Consider the following 12,707-nt stretch of genomic DNA (forward strand, 5'->3'; position numbering starts at 1 on the left):
GGGGCCCCCCCCCCCCCCCCCCGGTTCTATCGGCTATAATTTGCGCAGCGCCACTTCCTCGATCAGGTGGTCGGCGCCCTTGCGCAGGATCAGGTCGGCGCGGGCGCGCGTCGGCAGGATGTTTTCGCGCAGGTTCTTCAGGTTGATGTTGGTCCACAGGCCCTCGGCGATTGCCTTGGCCGCATCCTCCGACAGCTGCGAATAGCGGTGGAAGAAGGAGTCCGGGTTGCGGAAGGCGGTCTCGCGCAGCCGCATGAAGCGGGAAATATACCAATTGTGGATCAGCTTCTCGTCGGCATCGATATAGATGGCGAAGTCGAAGAAGTCCGACAGGAAGGGCACGATCTTGCCGTCCTGCGGCAGCTTGCCCGGCTGCAGCACGTTGATGCCTTCGAAGATCAGGATGTCGGGCCGGTCGATGGTGACGAACTCGCCCGGGATGACGTCATAGGTGAGGTGCGAATAGACCGGCGCGCGCACATCGGGCAACGCCGACTTGATGCCCGACAGGAAACGCAGCAGCGCGCCGACATCGTAGCTGTCGGGGAAACCCTTGCGCTCCATCAGGTTTTCGCGGCGCAACACGTCGTTGGGCAGCAGGAAGCCGTCCGTGGTGATGAGATCGACCTTGGGGCTCGACGGCCAGCGCGCCAGAAGTTCCTTCAGCACGCGCGCGGTGGTCGATTTGCCGACCGCGACCGAACCGGCAATGCCAATGATGAACGGCGTCTTGGCGACGTCGACGGCATTGAAAAAGGCCTGGCGCTGCCGGAACAGAAGCTGGCTCGCCTCGACATGCGCCGACAAGAGCCGCGACAGCGACAGATAGATGCGCGTGACCTCGGCGAGGTCGACCGGGTCGTTGAGCGAACGCAGGCGGCGGAATTCGTCCTCGCTCAGCGTCAGCGGGGTGTCGGCGCGGAATCGCGACCATTGCTCGGCCGAGAAAAAGCGAAACGGGGAATATTTCTCGGTTGGCGCGAGCTGATCCATCGAGATACCTGCCCTCCCTCGCGGTCAGCCCTTGGGCCGTGACGCCTTCTCGGCGATGCCCGAACGCCCGGTGCGGCTTTCGAGCTCCCTGAGCACGTCGTTCAGCGGAACGCCCGCGATGCTGAGAACGACGAGCCAATGATATATAAGATCGGCGCTTTCCGAAACGAGGCCCTGTTTGTCGCCCTTGACGGCGGCGATGACGGTCTCGACCGCCTCTTCGCCGAGCTTCTGTGCCGCCTTGTCCATGCCGCGCGCGAACAATTTGGCCGTCCACGAGTCGGGGTCGCCGGAACGGGCGCGTTCCCCGATGATTGCCTCCAGTTCGGAGAACGAAAATTCAGCCATGGCCAAAGGAGCCTTTCTCTTAGCCGGAAGCCTCTAGGGCCGAACCCCGAGCGAGTCCAGCCGCATCGGCAGGCCGGCCTGGGCCATATGCGCCTTGGCTTGCGCGATGGTGTAGGTGCCGAAATGGAAGATGGACGCCGCCAGCACGGCGCCCGCATGGCCGTCGCGAATGCCTTCGACCATGTGGTCGAGAGTGCCGACGCCACCCGAAGCGATGACCGGCGCGCGCACCGCGTCCGACACCGCGCGGGTCAATGCGATGTCGTAGCCGGCCTTGGTGCCGTCGCGGTCCATCGAGGTCAGCAGGATCTCGCCGGCGCCGCGATCGACCATTTTGCGCGCGAATTCGACGGCGTCGATGCCGGTCTTTTCGCGTCCGCCATGGGTGAAGATCTCCCAGCGGCCGGCCTCGCCGGGGCCGGACACTTTCTTGGCATCGATGGCGACGACGATGCACTGGTTGCCGAACTTGTCGGCGGCCTCGGCGACGAAATCCGGGTTTTTCACCGCCGCTGTGTTGATCGACACCTTGTCGGCGCCGGCCAAAAGCAATTTCCTGATGTCGGCGACCTGGCGCACGCCGCCACCGACGGTCAGCGGCATGAAGCATTGTTCGGCGGTGCGGGCGATGACGTCGAATATGGTCTCGCGATTGTCCGACGAAGCGGTGATGTCGAGAAAGCAGAGTTCGTCGGCGCCCGCGGCATCATAGGCCTTGGCGGCCTCCACCGGATCGCCGGCGTCGATGAGATCGACGAAATTGACGCCCTTGACGACGCGGCCGTCCTTGACGTCGAGGCAAGGGATGACGCGGGCTTTCAGCATCAGCGGCCCTCTATCGTGGCAAGCAGGTCGTTGAGCAGCTGGCCGACCAGCGGCGGCACGTCGGCCTGGGCATCGAAGGCCGGATCGTAGGCGGAAACGGTGATGCCGACGATCGGCACCGCGAGCGCCATGGCGCAGGCCGCGTCGCGCAGTTGCTCCGGGTTCGGTCCGCCTGATGTGACGTAGCGGTTGGCCTGCAGCGCCTGGGGATCGTGCACGTCGAGATCGAGATGCATGTGCACGCTGTTGGCGCCGGCGGCCTTCAGCCTTTCCGTCGCTTGCCCCACGCCGGGACATTCCGTCCGGATGACCGGCAATGTTTCGAGAAGTTTTTCCTCCGCCGGATCGAGATCCCTGGCGTTGACAAGCACGCAACGCGAAGGATCGATCGGCTTGAAGCCGGGAATGGCCGCCGCCATCGGGCGCCAGCACAGGCCGAGCACTGTCGACAGCGCCATGCCGTCGAGAAAGCCGTATACGGACGTCTCGGGCGTGTTGAGGTCGCCATGCTGGTCGGCCCAGATGATGGCGTCGGCGCCTTCGCCGGCAACGGCACCGGCTGACGTCAGGCAGTTTCCGGCCAGCACGATGGGAAACCGCCCCCTGTCGCGGGCAATGCGGACCTCGCCCGAGACGGCGTTGCAGACGGCAAAGCCCGTGGCGATCTCGCGCTCCTGGTCGTCGCCGACCCGGCCGATATCCTCGACCGTGACGTCATGGCCGGCAAGGGTCAGGGCATCGACGAGCCCGCCCGAGATCAGGGCGTCGGGTCCCTGGCCCATGCCACCATGATAGTGGCCGCTGTCATAGGAGGCCAGGATGAGCGAAACCTTCACGACCGCGCCTCCATCGCCGGACGGCCCTGCAGGATCGCCAGCGCCTCGGCCGGGTCGATGCGGCCGTCATAGAGCGCGCGGCCCGAAATGGCGCCTTCGAGTTTTTGCGCGTCGGGCATGGTCATGCGCACGATGTCGGCGATCGAAGCCAGACCGCCCGATGCGATGACCGGGATCGACACCGCATCGGCAAGGTCGATGGTGGCGTCCCAGTTGATGCCGCTCAGCACGCCGTCACGGTCGATGTCGGTGTAGATGATGGCGGCCACGCCGGCGCCCTCGAATTTCCTGGCCAGCTCGACCACGCCCAGGCTCGAGGCCTCGGCCCAGCCCTCGACCGCCACCTTGCCGCCCTTGGCGTCGATGCCGACGGCGACCTTGCCCGGAAACGCCTTGCAGGCCTGCCTGACCAGGTCGGGATTGCGCACCGCCACCGTGCCGAGGATGACGCGGGCCAGTCCGCGGTCGAGCCAGTCCTCGATCTGCGCCAGCGTGCGGATGCCGCCGCCAAGCTGCACCGGATTCTTCGTCGCCTTGAGGATGGCGCCGACCGCCGCGCTGTTGACGCTCTGGCCCTTGAAGGCGCCGTTGAGGTCGACGACGTGCAGCCACTCGAAGCCCTGCTCCTCGAAGGCTTTTGCCTGCGCGGCGGGATCATCATTGTAGATCGTCGCGGTCGCCATATCGCCGAGCCTGAGGCGCACGCACTGGCCGTCCTTGAGATCGATGGCGGGAAACAGGATCATCGGTTCAAGCGCCCTTCTTGCTCATCATGTTCAGGGCCTCCAGCGCAGGAAATTGGTGATTAGCGCCAGGCCCAGCGCCTGGCTCTTTTCGGGGTGGAACTGCGTGCCGGCGAGATTGTCGCGGGCGACGGTGGCCGTCACCGGGCCGCCATAGTCGGCAACCGCAAGCACCTCGTCCGGGTTTCTTGCATCGAGATGGTAGGAATGGACGAAATAGGCGTGCAGTCCGTCGGTCCCGGTCGGGATGCCGGCAAACAGCGGGTGCTGGCGCGTGAGCTCGATCGTGTTCCAGCCGATCTGCGGGATCTTCAGCGCCGGATCGGAAGGCTGGATCTCCTTGACGTCGCCCGAGATCCAGCCGAAACCCTTGGTGATGGTCTTTTCGAGGCCGCGCTGCGACATCAGCTGCATGCCGACGCAAATGCCAAGGAACGGCCGCCCTTTGGTGATGGCGACCTCCTCGACCGCTTCCCACATGCCCTCGACGGCGCGCAGGCCGGCCGCGCAGTCGGCGTAAGCGCCGACGCCTGGCAGGACGATGCGGTCCGCGGTGCGCACGCGCTCGGCATCCGCCGTCAGATCGATCTCGGCCGCGATGCCGGCCTCGCGCGCGGCGCGCTCGAAGGCCTTGGTGGCCGAGCGCAGATTGCCCGAACCGTAATCGATGATCGCAACCCGCATCTCAGCGCCGGCCCGGAATGTGGGTCAGCCCCAGCGCCATGCCGGGCTGCGCCGGGCGCGCCAGGGCGGCATCCGGAACGATGCGCGGCGGCGGGGGTGCTGCTTCATCCGAAAGCCCCTCGGCCTCCAGGGCGTAGCGCATGTCGGCGTCCCCGAGCCGGCCGGCCTCGACGACGCCCCATTCATGCCAGCCGCGGCGGCGCAGTGCCGCGATGCGCAGGCCTTGGCCCTCCAGCCCGACATAGAGCGAGACGAGCAGGGACAAAAGCGAGCCGGCGACGCCGAGGCCAAGCTTCTGGCCAAGCATCGAAAGAACGCCCATGACGACAAAGGCAAGTGCCGCTTCGATCCACAGCCGGTGCCAGGCAAGCCACAGCGGCGGCACCAGGAGGCCGAGCCAGGCGAAGCCGTCGCGGACAAAGGCCGTTGTCTCGACCTTCTCGCTGCGGCCGGGCGGCTCCATCACGACATAGGCGGCCATCAATCTATCCCTTCAAAGAACCCTTGGTGGAGGGAACCGCGTCTGGCTGGCGCGGGTCGCGCTCGAGCGCGGCGCGCAGAGCGCGCGCCACCGCCTTGAAGCAGGTCTCGGCGATATGATGGTTGTTGGCGCCATAATGGTTGGTGACATGCAGCGTGATGCCGGCGTTCTGCGCCAGCGCCTGGAAGAATTCACGCACCAGTTCGGTGTCGAACGTGCCGATCTTGGGCGACGAAAACGCAACGTTCCAGACCAGGAAGGGGCGGCCCGAGACGTCGATCGCCGCGCGCGTCAGCGTCTCGTCCATGGCAAGGTCGATCGAGGCATAGCGCATGATGCCGCGCCGCTCGCCGAGCGCCTTGGTCAAGGCCTGGCCGAGCGCGATGCCGGTGTCCTCGACCGTATGGTGATCGTCAATGTGCAGGTCGCCCTTGGCCTTGACCGTGATATCGATCAGCGAATGGCGCGACAGCTGGTCCAGCATGTGGTCGAAGAAGCCGACGCCCGTGCTGATGTCCGATTTGCCGGAGCCGTCGACATGGACCGACACGGAGATGTCGGTTTCCTTGGTCTTGCGGCTTGCATCGGCGGAACGGGGCGCCATCGCTCTATCCTTGTGCAGTGGTCCAGATCGTGACCGGTTCACGAGCCTCAAGCGCTCGCTGGCTTGAAAACGAGAGCCTTCTAGCAGCATGATCCGGCGATTGCCAGTTACGATCCCGGTCGCTATCGAGCCGTTTGCAATCATTGGCCTCATGCATACATATGGCCGATCGAAGTTACTCGTACCGCGCCAATCGCCTTTTTGGGATCGCGCGAATCGGAGCCAGGAAATGTCTGATAATCTGACCATGCACGCCACGACCATCGTGACCGTGCGCAAGGGCAACAAGGTGGTGATCGCCGGCGACGGCCAGGTCAGCCTTGGCCAGACCATCATGAAGGGCAATGCCCGCAAAGTGCGCCGCATCGGCAAGGGCGGCAATGTGATTGCCGGTTTCGCCGGCGCCACCGCCGACGCCTTCACGCTGCTGGAACGGCTCGAAGCCAAGCTCGAACAATATCCCGACCAGCTGACGCGCGCCTGCGTCGAGCTCGCCAAGGATTGGCGCACCGACCGCTATCTGCGCCGGCTGGAAGCGATGATGCTGGTCGCCGACAAGTCGGTCTCGCTGGCGCTGACCGGCAATGGCGACGTGCTGGAGCCCGAACATGGCGTCATGGCCATCGGCTCGGGCGGCAATTACGCGCTCGCCGCCGCCCGCGCGCTGATGGATTCCGACAAGGATGCCGAGGAGATCGCCCGCAAGGCGATGCAGATCGCGTCCGACATCTGCGTCTACACCAACAACAATTTCGTCGTCGAAACGCTCGATGCCGCCTGAGAGGGTGGTGCTCTACGATTTTCGACCGGTCACCAAGAAGGACCTGCCGATGATCGCAGGCTGGCTCGCCCAGCCGCATGTCGCGGAGTGGTGGGACGATCCCGAGACGGAAATCGCCGAGATTGCCGATCACATAGACTCGATCTCCGTCGAGCCGCTGATCGTCGAGCTCGACGGAAAGCCGATCGCCTATCTGCAGAGCTATGACCCGCATATGGAAGACGGCCATCCCTATGCCGATCAGCCGTTCGGCACGCTGGGCATCGATGTCTCGATCGGCCGGCCGGAACTGATCGGCATCGGCCATGGCTCGGCCATCGTACGTCAGTTCGTGGAGGACCTTTTCGAGGAAGGCGTGCCGCGCGTCATCATCGATCCCGATCCCGCCAACACCAGGGCCATACGCGCCTATGAAAAAGCCGGATTCCGGGCCATTGATCGCAGGCAATCGGTCTATGGCGACGTCGTGCTGATGGCGATCGATGCCGAAGACGGGGAAGAGGGGTAATCCAGGGCATGGTCACATCCAACGAGGACAAGGGCCTTTCGGCCTACGAGGACAGCTGGCGGATGGGGCTGCTGATCGTCGCCGGCCTGCTCGTCGCCCAGGCTCTCACCCTCTACCTGATGGGCCATCCGCCGATCTGCACCTGCGGCTATGTCAAGCTGTGGCATGGCGTGGTCAACAGTTCGGAGAATTCCCAGCACATTTCCGACTGGTACACCTTCTCGCACATCATCCACGGCTTCCTGTTCTATGCGCTGGCCCGGTTTCTGTTCCCGCGCTCGCCGATCGGCTTGCGGCTGGCATTCGCCGTCCTCGTCGAGGGTGGCTGGGAGATCCTCGAAAACAGCCCGTTCATCATCGAGCGCTACCGCGCCGGCACCATTTCGCTCGATTATTACGGCGACTCGATCGTCAATTCGGTGTCCGACACACTGGCCATGGTGCTGGGATTTGTGATGGCGCGAAGGCTACCTATATGGGTGATCATCAGCCTCGCCATCCTCTTCGAACTGGGTACCGGCTACCTCATCCGGGACAATCTTACACTCAACGTGATCATGCTGCTGCATCCGTTCGAGGCCATCAAGCAGTGGCAAAGTGGAATTTAGTGATATGAGCACATTTTCTCCCCGCGAAATCGTTTCCGAACTCGACCGCTTCATCATCGGCCAGAAGGACGCCAAGCGCGCCGTGGCCATTGCCTTGCGCAACCGCTGGCGCCGCCAGCAGCTGGAAGGCCAGATGCGCGAAGAGGTGATGCCGAAGAACATCCTGATGATCGGCCCGACCGGCGTCGGCAAGACCGAGATCTCGCGCCGCCTGGCGCGGCTCGCCGGTGCGCCGTTCGTCAAGGTCGAGGCCACCAAGTTCACCGAGGTCGGCTATGTCGGCCGCGACGTCGAGCAGATCATCCGCGACCTGGTCGAGATCGCCATCGGCCTGGTGCGCGAAAAGATGCGCGAGGACGTCAAGGCGCGCGCCCATGTCAATGCCGAGGAACGCGTGCTGGAAGCGCTGGTCGGCAAGACGGCGAGCCCGGCGACGCGCGACAGTTTCCGCAAGAAGCTGCGCGACGGCGAACTCGACGACAAGGAAATCGAGATCGAGGTGGCCGACACCGGCAATGGCGGCATGCCCGGCTTCGAGATTCCCGGCATGCCGGGCGCCAATATCGGCGTGCTCAACATCAACGACATGCTGTCGAAGGCGATGGGCGGCAAGAAGACCAAGCTGCGCAAGACCACGGTGAAGGAATCCTACGACCTGCTGGTGGCCGACGAATCCGACAAGCTGCTCGACCAGGACGAGGTCGTGCGCCGGGCGCTGGACGCCGCGGAAAATGACGGCATCGTCTTTCTCGACGAGATCGACAAGATCGCGGCGCGGTCGGATATTTCCGGCGGCCCGTCGCGCGAAGGCGTGCAGCGCGACCTGCTGCCGCTGGTCGAGGGCACCACGGTGGCGACCAAATACGGGCCGTTGAAGACGGATCACATCCTCTTCATCGCCTCGGGCGCGTTCCATGTCTCGAAGCCGTCCGACCTGTTGCCGGAACTGCAGGGCCGCCTGCCGATCCGCGTCGAACTGCGCGCGCTGGAAAAGGACGACTTTGTCCGCATCCTGACCGAGACCGAGGCGAGCCTCATCAAGCAGTATATCGCGCTGATGAAGACCGAGGGCGTCGAGCTCACCTTCACCGACGATGCCATCGATTCGCTGGCCGGCGTCGCCGTCGACCTCAACGCCAGCATCGAGAACATCGGCGCGCGGCGGCTGCAGACGGTGATGGAGCGGGTGCTGGACGAGATTTCCTACGACGCACCCGACCGCAACGGCACGGCCGTCACCATCGACGCCGCCTACGTCAAGAAGCATGTCGGCGACCTCTCCCGAAACACGGATCTGTCGCGCTTCATTCTGTAAGGAACGGCGCTGGATCCTTTCGGCACGGGTTGAGCGAGATTCTCCCGCGGCCGGATCATGTGTGGCCAGATGGTACCATCTGGCCACCTTTCGTCTTGCCCGCTGAAGGGCCGCTCTCGACTCAACCCTGAGCTTTACCTAGTTTGCCCGCAACATTTGCAGGCGGCGGCGCATGAAGAAACTCCTCCCAGTCATTCTCGGCTTGACGCTGGTGGCGACGCTGTTCGCCGCCGACGCGGCGACATTGGTGCCGGCGGGAAACCGCAATGCCGAGCAGCCCGACATTCCCGGCGCCTCCAGCCGTCGCACGCAGGCAACCAACACCACCTTCCAGGCGAAGTACCGCAAGGTCTACGCGCTGCTGCAGAACGACGCCGATCTCCGCGCCAAGATCAAGAAGGCGGCAAGCGCCTATGGCATCGATCCCATGCACATCGTCGGCGCCATCGTCGGCGAGCACACCTATAATGTCGACGCCTATGACCGGCTGCAGACCTATTACGTCAAGGCGATCTCCTACCTCTCGAGCAAACTGTCCTTCGCCTATGACGGCGAGGACATCACCGATTTCGTCCGGCGGCCTGAATTCAAGAAATGCGCCCCCATTTCGGACAGCTACGATCTGTGGGAATGCCGCGAACAGGTCTGGAACCGTTCATTTCGCGGCAAGACCGTCGGCGGCGAGGATTTCCCCGACAACCGTTTCGGCGCCACCTTCTTCCAGCCCTACTATGCCGGCCAGACCTTCGGCCTTGGCCAGCTCAATCCGCTGACCGCCCTGCAGATGAGCGATCTCGTGCACAAGGTGTCCGGGCTGCCGGAACTCGACGTCTCCGATCCCAACTCGGTCTACAAGACGATCATGGATCCGGACCTCACGCTGCCTTACGTCGCCGCCACGATCAGGAAGTCGATCGACGCTTACAAGTCCATCGCCGGCTTCGACATTTCGGGCAATCCGGGGCTGACCGCCACGCTCTACAATGTCGGCAATCCCGAGCAGCGCGCCTATGCGCTGAAAGCGGAAAACGACAGGCGCCGCGCCGCCGGCGAGCCGGTGAAGTTGCCGGAGGAGAACTATTACGGCTGGTTGGTCAACGACAAGCTGCCGGAGCTGAAGGCACTGTTTTAGACGCGAATCCTGGGTTTCAGACTGCGCGAGCAGCGGACGTCGCAGCGTTGGCGCAGCGCCAACTTCGACAATTGGCGCGACAGCTCAAGCCGCCAGCAACGACTTCAGCTTGACCGCCTGCGATCCCAGTGCCTCCGGCGCCGGCTTGGCCCGCTTGCCGATCAGCATTTCGGCGAGCCTTATGTCGCGGGCCACCGCATTGTCCGGGCCAATGCCGCTCGCCGCCACCAGCCTGCCGTCCTCGGCCAGATGAAACAGGATGAAGGCGCCGTCGCCGAGGTCGCGGCGCACGGTGCTTTTGCCTTCGTCGGACAATCCCGCGATCTGCAGGGAGAGGCCATACTGATCCGACCAGAACCACGGCACCGCCGCATGCGCCTCGCCGGCGCCAAGCATGTTCCTGGCCGCCAGCGCGCCTTGTTCCTGCGCATTGCGCCAGGCTTCCAGCCGCACGCGGCGGCCGCCATAGACGGCGAGCGGGAACGAGCAGCAATCGCCGGCGGCATAAATATCGGGATCGCTGCTGCGCAGCTCGGCGTCGACGGCAATGCCGTTGTCGATGGCAAGGCCCGCCTCGGCGGCGAGCGCGGTCACCGGCACGGCGCCGATGCCGATCACGGCGAGATCGGCCGCTATCTCGCGCCCGCCGGCAAGCGTCACGCGCACCTCTCTGCCGTCGTCTGCGATGGATCCGATGCCGTCGCCGCACAGGATGTCGACGCCTTCGGCGACATGCGCGGCGTGGACGATTTCGGCGATCTCGGCCGGCACGCCGCGCATCAGGATGCGCGGCTGCGCCTCGATGACGGTGACCGAAGCGCCGAGCTTGCGCGCGGCTGCCGCAAGCTCGAGGCCGATGAAGCCGCCGCCGATGATGGCGATGCGGTTGCCGGCGCTGAGGTGGGTGCGAATGGCCAGCGCGTCGGTGAATGTCCTGAGATAGACGCAGCGCCCGCCAAGGCCAGGCATAGGCAGCTTGCGCGGCGTCGAGCCGGTGGCGAGCAGCAGTTTGTCGTAAGGCAGCACCGAACCGTCGGACAGGCGCACCGCATGTGCCGCGCGATCGATCGCCACGACCTGGACGGAATGGACGTGACGGATCGATTTTTCGGCCAGGACCTCGTCGCTGGCGATTGCCTTGATCGCGGGCGCGTCGCTGACCATCGCATCCTTGGACAAAGGCGGCCGTTCATAGGGCACATGCGGCTCGTCGCCGACCAGCGTCACCGGCCCGTCATAGCCGAGATCGCGCAGCGTGAGTGCTGCCCGTCCGCCGCATTCGCCGGCCCCGATGATCACCATTCCGCGTGCCATGCCGGTCATCCGATCCGAACCAGCACTTTGCCGCCATCGACCTTGACCGGATAGGTCCTGAGGTTGACGCAGACCGGCGCGCCTTTGGCCGCGCCCGTCTTGTAGTTGAAACGGCCATTGTGCTTGGGGCATTCGATGATGTCGTCCATCACCAGCCCGTCGGCGAGATGCACCTTCTCATGCGTGCACAAGCCGTCGGTGGCGAAATATTCGTCGTCCGGGCTACGATAGATGGCGAAGGTGCGCCCGCCATGATCGAAGCGCATCACGTCCTCTTCATCGATGTCACCGGCGGAGCACGCCTCGACCCAATCGCTCATTCAGTCCTCCCCTGCGGTCGTGGATGTCATTCCGCCGCCGCGGCGACGGCGTCGTTGTGGAAGTCCTCGCGGTATGGCCTGGCGGTCGGCGGCAGCTCGCGCTTGAGGAAGTAATCCTCGTTGCGCAGCTGGCGGCGGAAGGCCGGGATCATCTCGCGGTAGCCGGCCAGGATCGACGGCGTCGGCGCCGGCAAATCGTGCTTGATCAACGCGTGCAGCTTCGGCAGCGCATGGTAGGGCACCATCGGGAACATGTGATGTTCGACATGGTAGTTCATGTTCCAGTAGATGAAGCGGCTGATCGGGTTCATGTAGACGGTGCGGCTGTTCAGCCGATGATCGGTGACGTTGTCGGCGAGACCGCCATGCTGCAGCAGGCCGACCATCACGTGATGCCAGGCGCCGTAGAGCCTGGGCAGGCCGACCAGCATCAAGGGCAGGAACGATCCGGTATAGAGCGCCAGCGCGATTGTCGCGGCGTAGATCGCCGTCCAGATGCGGGCAATGCGGATCGCCTTCTTCTGCTCCTGCTCTGGAATGAAGGTTTTTTCCGCCGCGCTGATATTGCCGGCGGCGTTGCGCAGCATATCCGACATCGCATGCCACGCATCGAGCACGCCGACAAAGCCGAGGACGAGGCGCACCAGATCCGGCGGCCGCATGACCGAAATTTCGGGATCGCGGCCGACGATGATGGTATCGGTGTGATGGCGTGTGTGGCTCCAGCGCCAGGTCACCGGATTGCGCATGATCATGAAGCAGGCGATCTGATAGACCGCGTCATTCATCCACTGCGTGCGGAACGCCGTGCCGTGGCCGCATTCGTGCCAGCGCGAATCGGTGGACGAGCCGTAGAGCACGCCATAGACGAAGAAGAACGGCACGCACCACCACGTGCCCCAGAACCAGGCGCCGCCGGCGCCGCTGATGATGAGGGCGGCGAGCCAGATCGCGGTGTCGCGGATCGCCGGCCCATCGGAGCGCTGCATCAGCTCCTTCATCTGCTTGCGGGGAATGTCGGTGTGATACCACTGCGCCGCCGACAAGCCGTTTTCGACGGCAAGCCGGGCGTCGCGGCCGATCAGGCTGTAGTCACGCCGGGACGGCGCTATGGACATGATTGCCTCCCAAGGCAGGGGCATTCGCCATGCGAATGCCTATCACAACTGGCTCCATGCTCAGAAATAACGCCGAGCCATGATAGACTCAACATCA

Annotated in this window: 16 protein-coding genes; 5 read left to right on the forward strand and 11 right to left on the reverse strand. The window is 64.4% G+C overall.

Annotated features, from left to right (window positions below):
* Positions 1–33 precede the first annotated feature (33 nt).
* From coaA to hisB, 8 genes are read right to left on the reverse strand one after another with little or no spacing between them, the layout of a single operon-like run.
* On the reverse strand, positions 34–993 hold the full coding sequence (coaA, locus tag LB569_RS24460; protein ID WP_140703290.1) for a type I pantothenate kinase: 960 nt from the start codon (positions 991–993) through the stop codon (positions 34–36).
* A gap of 24 nt (positions 994–1,017) precedes the next feature.
* A complete protein-coding gene (locus tag LB569_RS24465; RefSeq protein WP_140703288.1) occupies positions 1,018–1,341 on the reverse strand; it encodes a phosphoribosyl-ATP diphosphatase in 324 nt (107 codons plus the stop codon).
* 33 nt (positions 1,342–1,374) lie between these two features.
* Entirely contained in the window at positions 1,375–2,169 is a 795-nt protein-coding gene (gene hisF, locus LB569_RS24470) for an imidazole glycerol phosphate synthase subunit HisF (RefSeq protein WP_224694490.1), read from the reverse strand.
* Positions 2,166–3,002, reverse strand: coding sequence for an arginase family protein (locus LB569_RS24475; protein WP_224539547.1), 837 nt, complete (start codon positions 3,000–3,002; stop codon positions 2,166–2,168). The genes hisF and LB569_RS24475 overlap by 4 nt, the downstream gene beginning before the upstream one ends.
* A complete protein-coding gene (hisA, locus tag LB569_RS24480; protein WP_224694408.1) occupies positions 2,999–3,748 on the reverse strand; it encodes a 1-(5-phosphoribosyl)-5-[(5-phosphoribosylamino)methylideneamino]imidazole-4-carboxamide isomerase in 750 nt (249 codons plus the stop codon). Before hisA ends, LB569_RS24475 begins: the two co-directional genes overlap by 4 nt.
* A 30-nt stretch (positions 3,749–3,778) precedes the next feature.
* Positions 3,779–4,429 (reverse strand): imidazole glycerol phosphate synthase subunit HisH, encoded by a 651-nt coding sequence (gene hisH / locus LB569_RS24485; protein ID WP_224694409.1) that lies wholly within the window; start codon positions 4,427–4,429, stop codon positions 3,779–3,781.
* A gap of 1 nt (position 4,430) precedes the next feature.
* Positions 4,431–4,910: a DUF2628 domain-containing protein gene (locus tag LB569_RS24490; RefSeq protein ID WP_140703280.1), complete on the reverse strand. Its 480-nt coding sequence runs from the start codon at positions 4,908–4,910 to the stop codon at positions 4,431–4,433.
* 4 nt (positions 4,911–4,914) lie between these two features.
* Positions 4,915–5,514 (reverse strand): imidazoleglycerol-phosphate dehydratase HisB, encoded by a 600-nt coding sequence (gene hisB / locus LB569_RS24495; protein ID WP_140703278.1) that lies wholly within the window; start codon positions 5,512–5,514, stop codon positions 4,915–4,917.
* 229 nt (positions 5,515–5,743) lie between these two features.
* Here hisB and hslV point away from each other — a divergent pair, with 229 nt between their 5' ends.
* The 5 genes from hslV to LB569_RS24520 all read left to right on the forward strand — a co-directional run bounded on the left by hslV (position 5,744) and on the right by LB569_RS24520 (position 9,858).
* Entirely contained in the window at positions 5,744–6,295 is a 552-nt protein-coding gene (gene hslV, locus LB569_RS24500) for an ATP-dependent protease subunit HslV (RefSeq protein WP_027142430.1), read from the forward strand.
* Positions 6,285–6,803, forward strand: coding sequence for a GNAT family N-acetyltransferase (locus LB569_RS24505; protein ID WP_140703276.1), 519 nt, complete (start codon positions 6,285–6,287; stop codon positions 6,801–6,803). Before hslV ends, LB569_RS24505 begins: the two co-directional genes overlap by 11 nt.
* Positions 6,804–6,811: 8 nt before the next feature.
* A complete protein-coding gene (locus LB569_RS24510; protein WP_224694410.1) occupies positions 6,812–7,411 on the forward strand; it encodes a DUF2585 domain-containing protein in 600 nt (199 codons plus the stop codon).
* A gap of 4 nt (positions 7,412–7,415) precedes the next feature.
* Positions 7,416–8,726 (forward strand): ATP-dependent protease ATPase subunit HslU, encoded by a 1,311-nt coding sequence (gene hslU, locus LB569_RS24515; RefSeq protein WP_224539535.1) that lies wholly within the window; start codon positions 7,416–7,418, stop codon positions 8,724–8,726.
* 172 nt (positions 8,727–8,898) lie between these two features.
* Positions 8,899–9,858: a DUF1402 family protein gene (locus LB569_RS24520; protein ID WP_224694411.1), complete on the forward strand. Its 960-nt coding sequence runs from the start codon at positions 8,899–8,901 to the stop codon at positions 9,856–9,858.
* Positions 9,859–9,942: 84 nt separating this feature from the next.
* On the opposite strand, the gene LB569_RS24525 is transcribed toward LB569_RS24520, so the two are convergent.
* From LB569_RS24525 to LB569_RS24535, 3 genes are read right to left on the reverse strand one after another with little or no spacing between them, the layout of a single operon-like run.
* Positions 9,943–11,181, reverse strand: a complete 1,239-nt coding sequence (locus LB569_RS24525) for an NAD(P)/FAD-dependent oxidoreductase (protein WP_224694412.1) — start codon at positions 11,179–11,181, stop codon at positions 9,943–9,945.
* Positions 11,178–11,492, reverse strand: coding sequence for a MocE family 2Fe-2S type ferredoxin (locus LB569_RS24530; RefSeq protein WP_224539529.1), 315 nt, complete (start codon positions 11,490–11,492; stop codon positions 11,178–11,180). The genes LB569_RS24525 and LB569_RS24530 overlap by 4 nt, the downstream gene beginning before the upstream one ends.
* 26 nt (positions 11,493–11,518) lie before the next feature.
* Positions 11,519–12,610 (reverse strand): fatty acid desaturase family protein, encoded by a 1,092-nt coding sequence (locus LB569_RS24535; RefSeq protein ID WP_224694413.1) that lies wholly within the window; start codon positions 12,608–12,610, stop codon positions 11,519–11,521.
* Positions 12,611–12,707: the final 97 nt, after the last annotated feature.

The sequence above is a fragment of the Mesorhizobium sp. BH1-1-4 genome (assembly GCF_020165665.1).
Lineage (GTDB): Bacteria > Pseudomonadota > Alphaproteobacteria > Rhizobiales > Rhizobiaceae > Mesorhizobium.

Bases quoted from the DNA above. Each gene is read 5' to 3' on its own strand.
- LB569_RS24510 (WP_224694410.1), top strand. From the start codon at position 6,812: ATGGTCACATCCAACGAGGACAAGGGCCTTTCGGCCTACGAGGACAGC.
- coaA (WP_140703290.1), bottom strand. From the start codon at position 993: ATGGATCAGCTCGCGCCAACCGAGAAATATTCCCCGTTTCGCTTTTTC.
- hisH (WP_224694409.1), bottom strand. From the start codon at position 4,429: ATGCGGGTTGCGATCATCGATTACGGTTCGGGCAATCTGCGCTCGGCC.
- hisA (WP_224694408.1), bottom strand. From the start codon at position 3,748: ATGATCCTGTTTCCCGCCATCGATCTCAAGGACGGCCAGTGCGTGCGC.
- LB569_RS24535 (WP_224694413.1), bottom strand. From the start codon at position 12,610: ATGTCCATAGCGCCGTCCCGGCGTGACTACAGCCTGATCGGCCGCGAC.
- LB569_RS24530 (WP_224539529.1), bottom strand. From the start codon at position 11,492: ATGAGCGATTGGGTCGAGGCGTGCTCCGCCGGTGACATCGATGAAGAG.
- hisB (WP_140703278.1), bottom strand. From the start codon at position 5,514: ATGGCGCCCCGTTCCGCCGATGCAAGCCGCAAGACCAAGGAAACCGAC.
- LB569_RS24465 (WP_140703288.1), bottom strand. From the start codon at position 1,341: ATGGCTGAATTTTCGTTCTCCGAACTGGAGGCAATCATCGGGGAACGC.
- hslV (WP_027142430.1), top strand. From the start codon at position 5,744: ATGTCTGATAATCTGACCATGCACGCCACGACCATCGTGACCGTGCGC.
- LB569_RS24490 (WP_140703280.1), bottom strand. From the start codon at position 4,910: ATGGCCGCCTATGTCGTGATGGAGCCGCCCGGCCGCAGCGAGAAGGTC.
- LB569_RS24505 (WP_140703276.1), top strand. From the start codon at position 6,285: ATGCCGCCTGAGAGGGTGGTGCTCTACGATTTTCGACCGGTCACCAAG.
- hslU (WP_224539535.1), top strand. From the start codon at position 7,416: ATGAGCACATTTTCTCCCCGCGAAATCGTTTCCGAACTCGACCGCTTC.
- LB569_RS24520 (WP_224694411.1), top strand. From the start codon at position 8,899: ATGAAGAAACTCCTCCCAGTCATTCTCGGCTTGACGCTGGTGGCGACG.
- LB569_RS24525 (WP_224694412.1), bottom strand. From the start codon at position 11,181: ATGACCGGCATGGCACGCGGAATGGTGATCATCGGGGCCGGCGAATGC.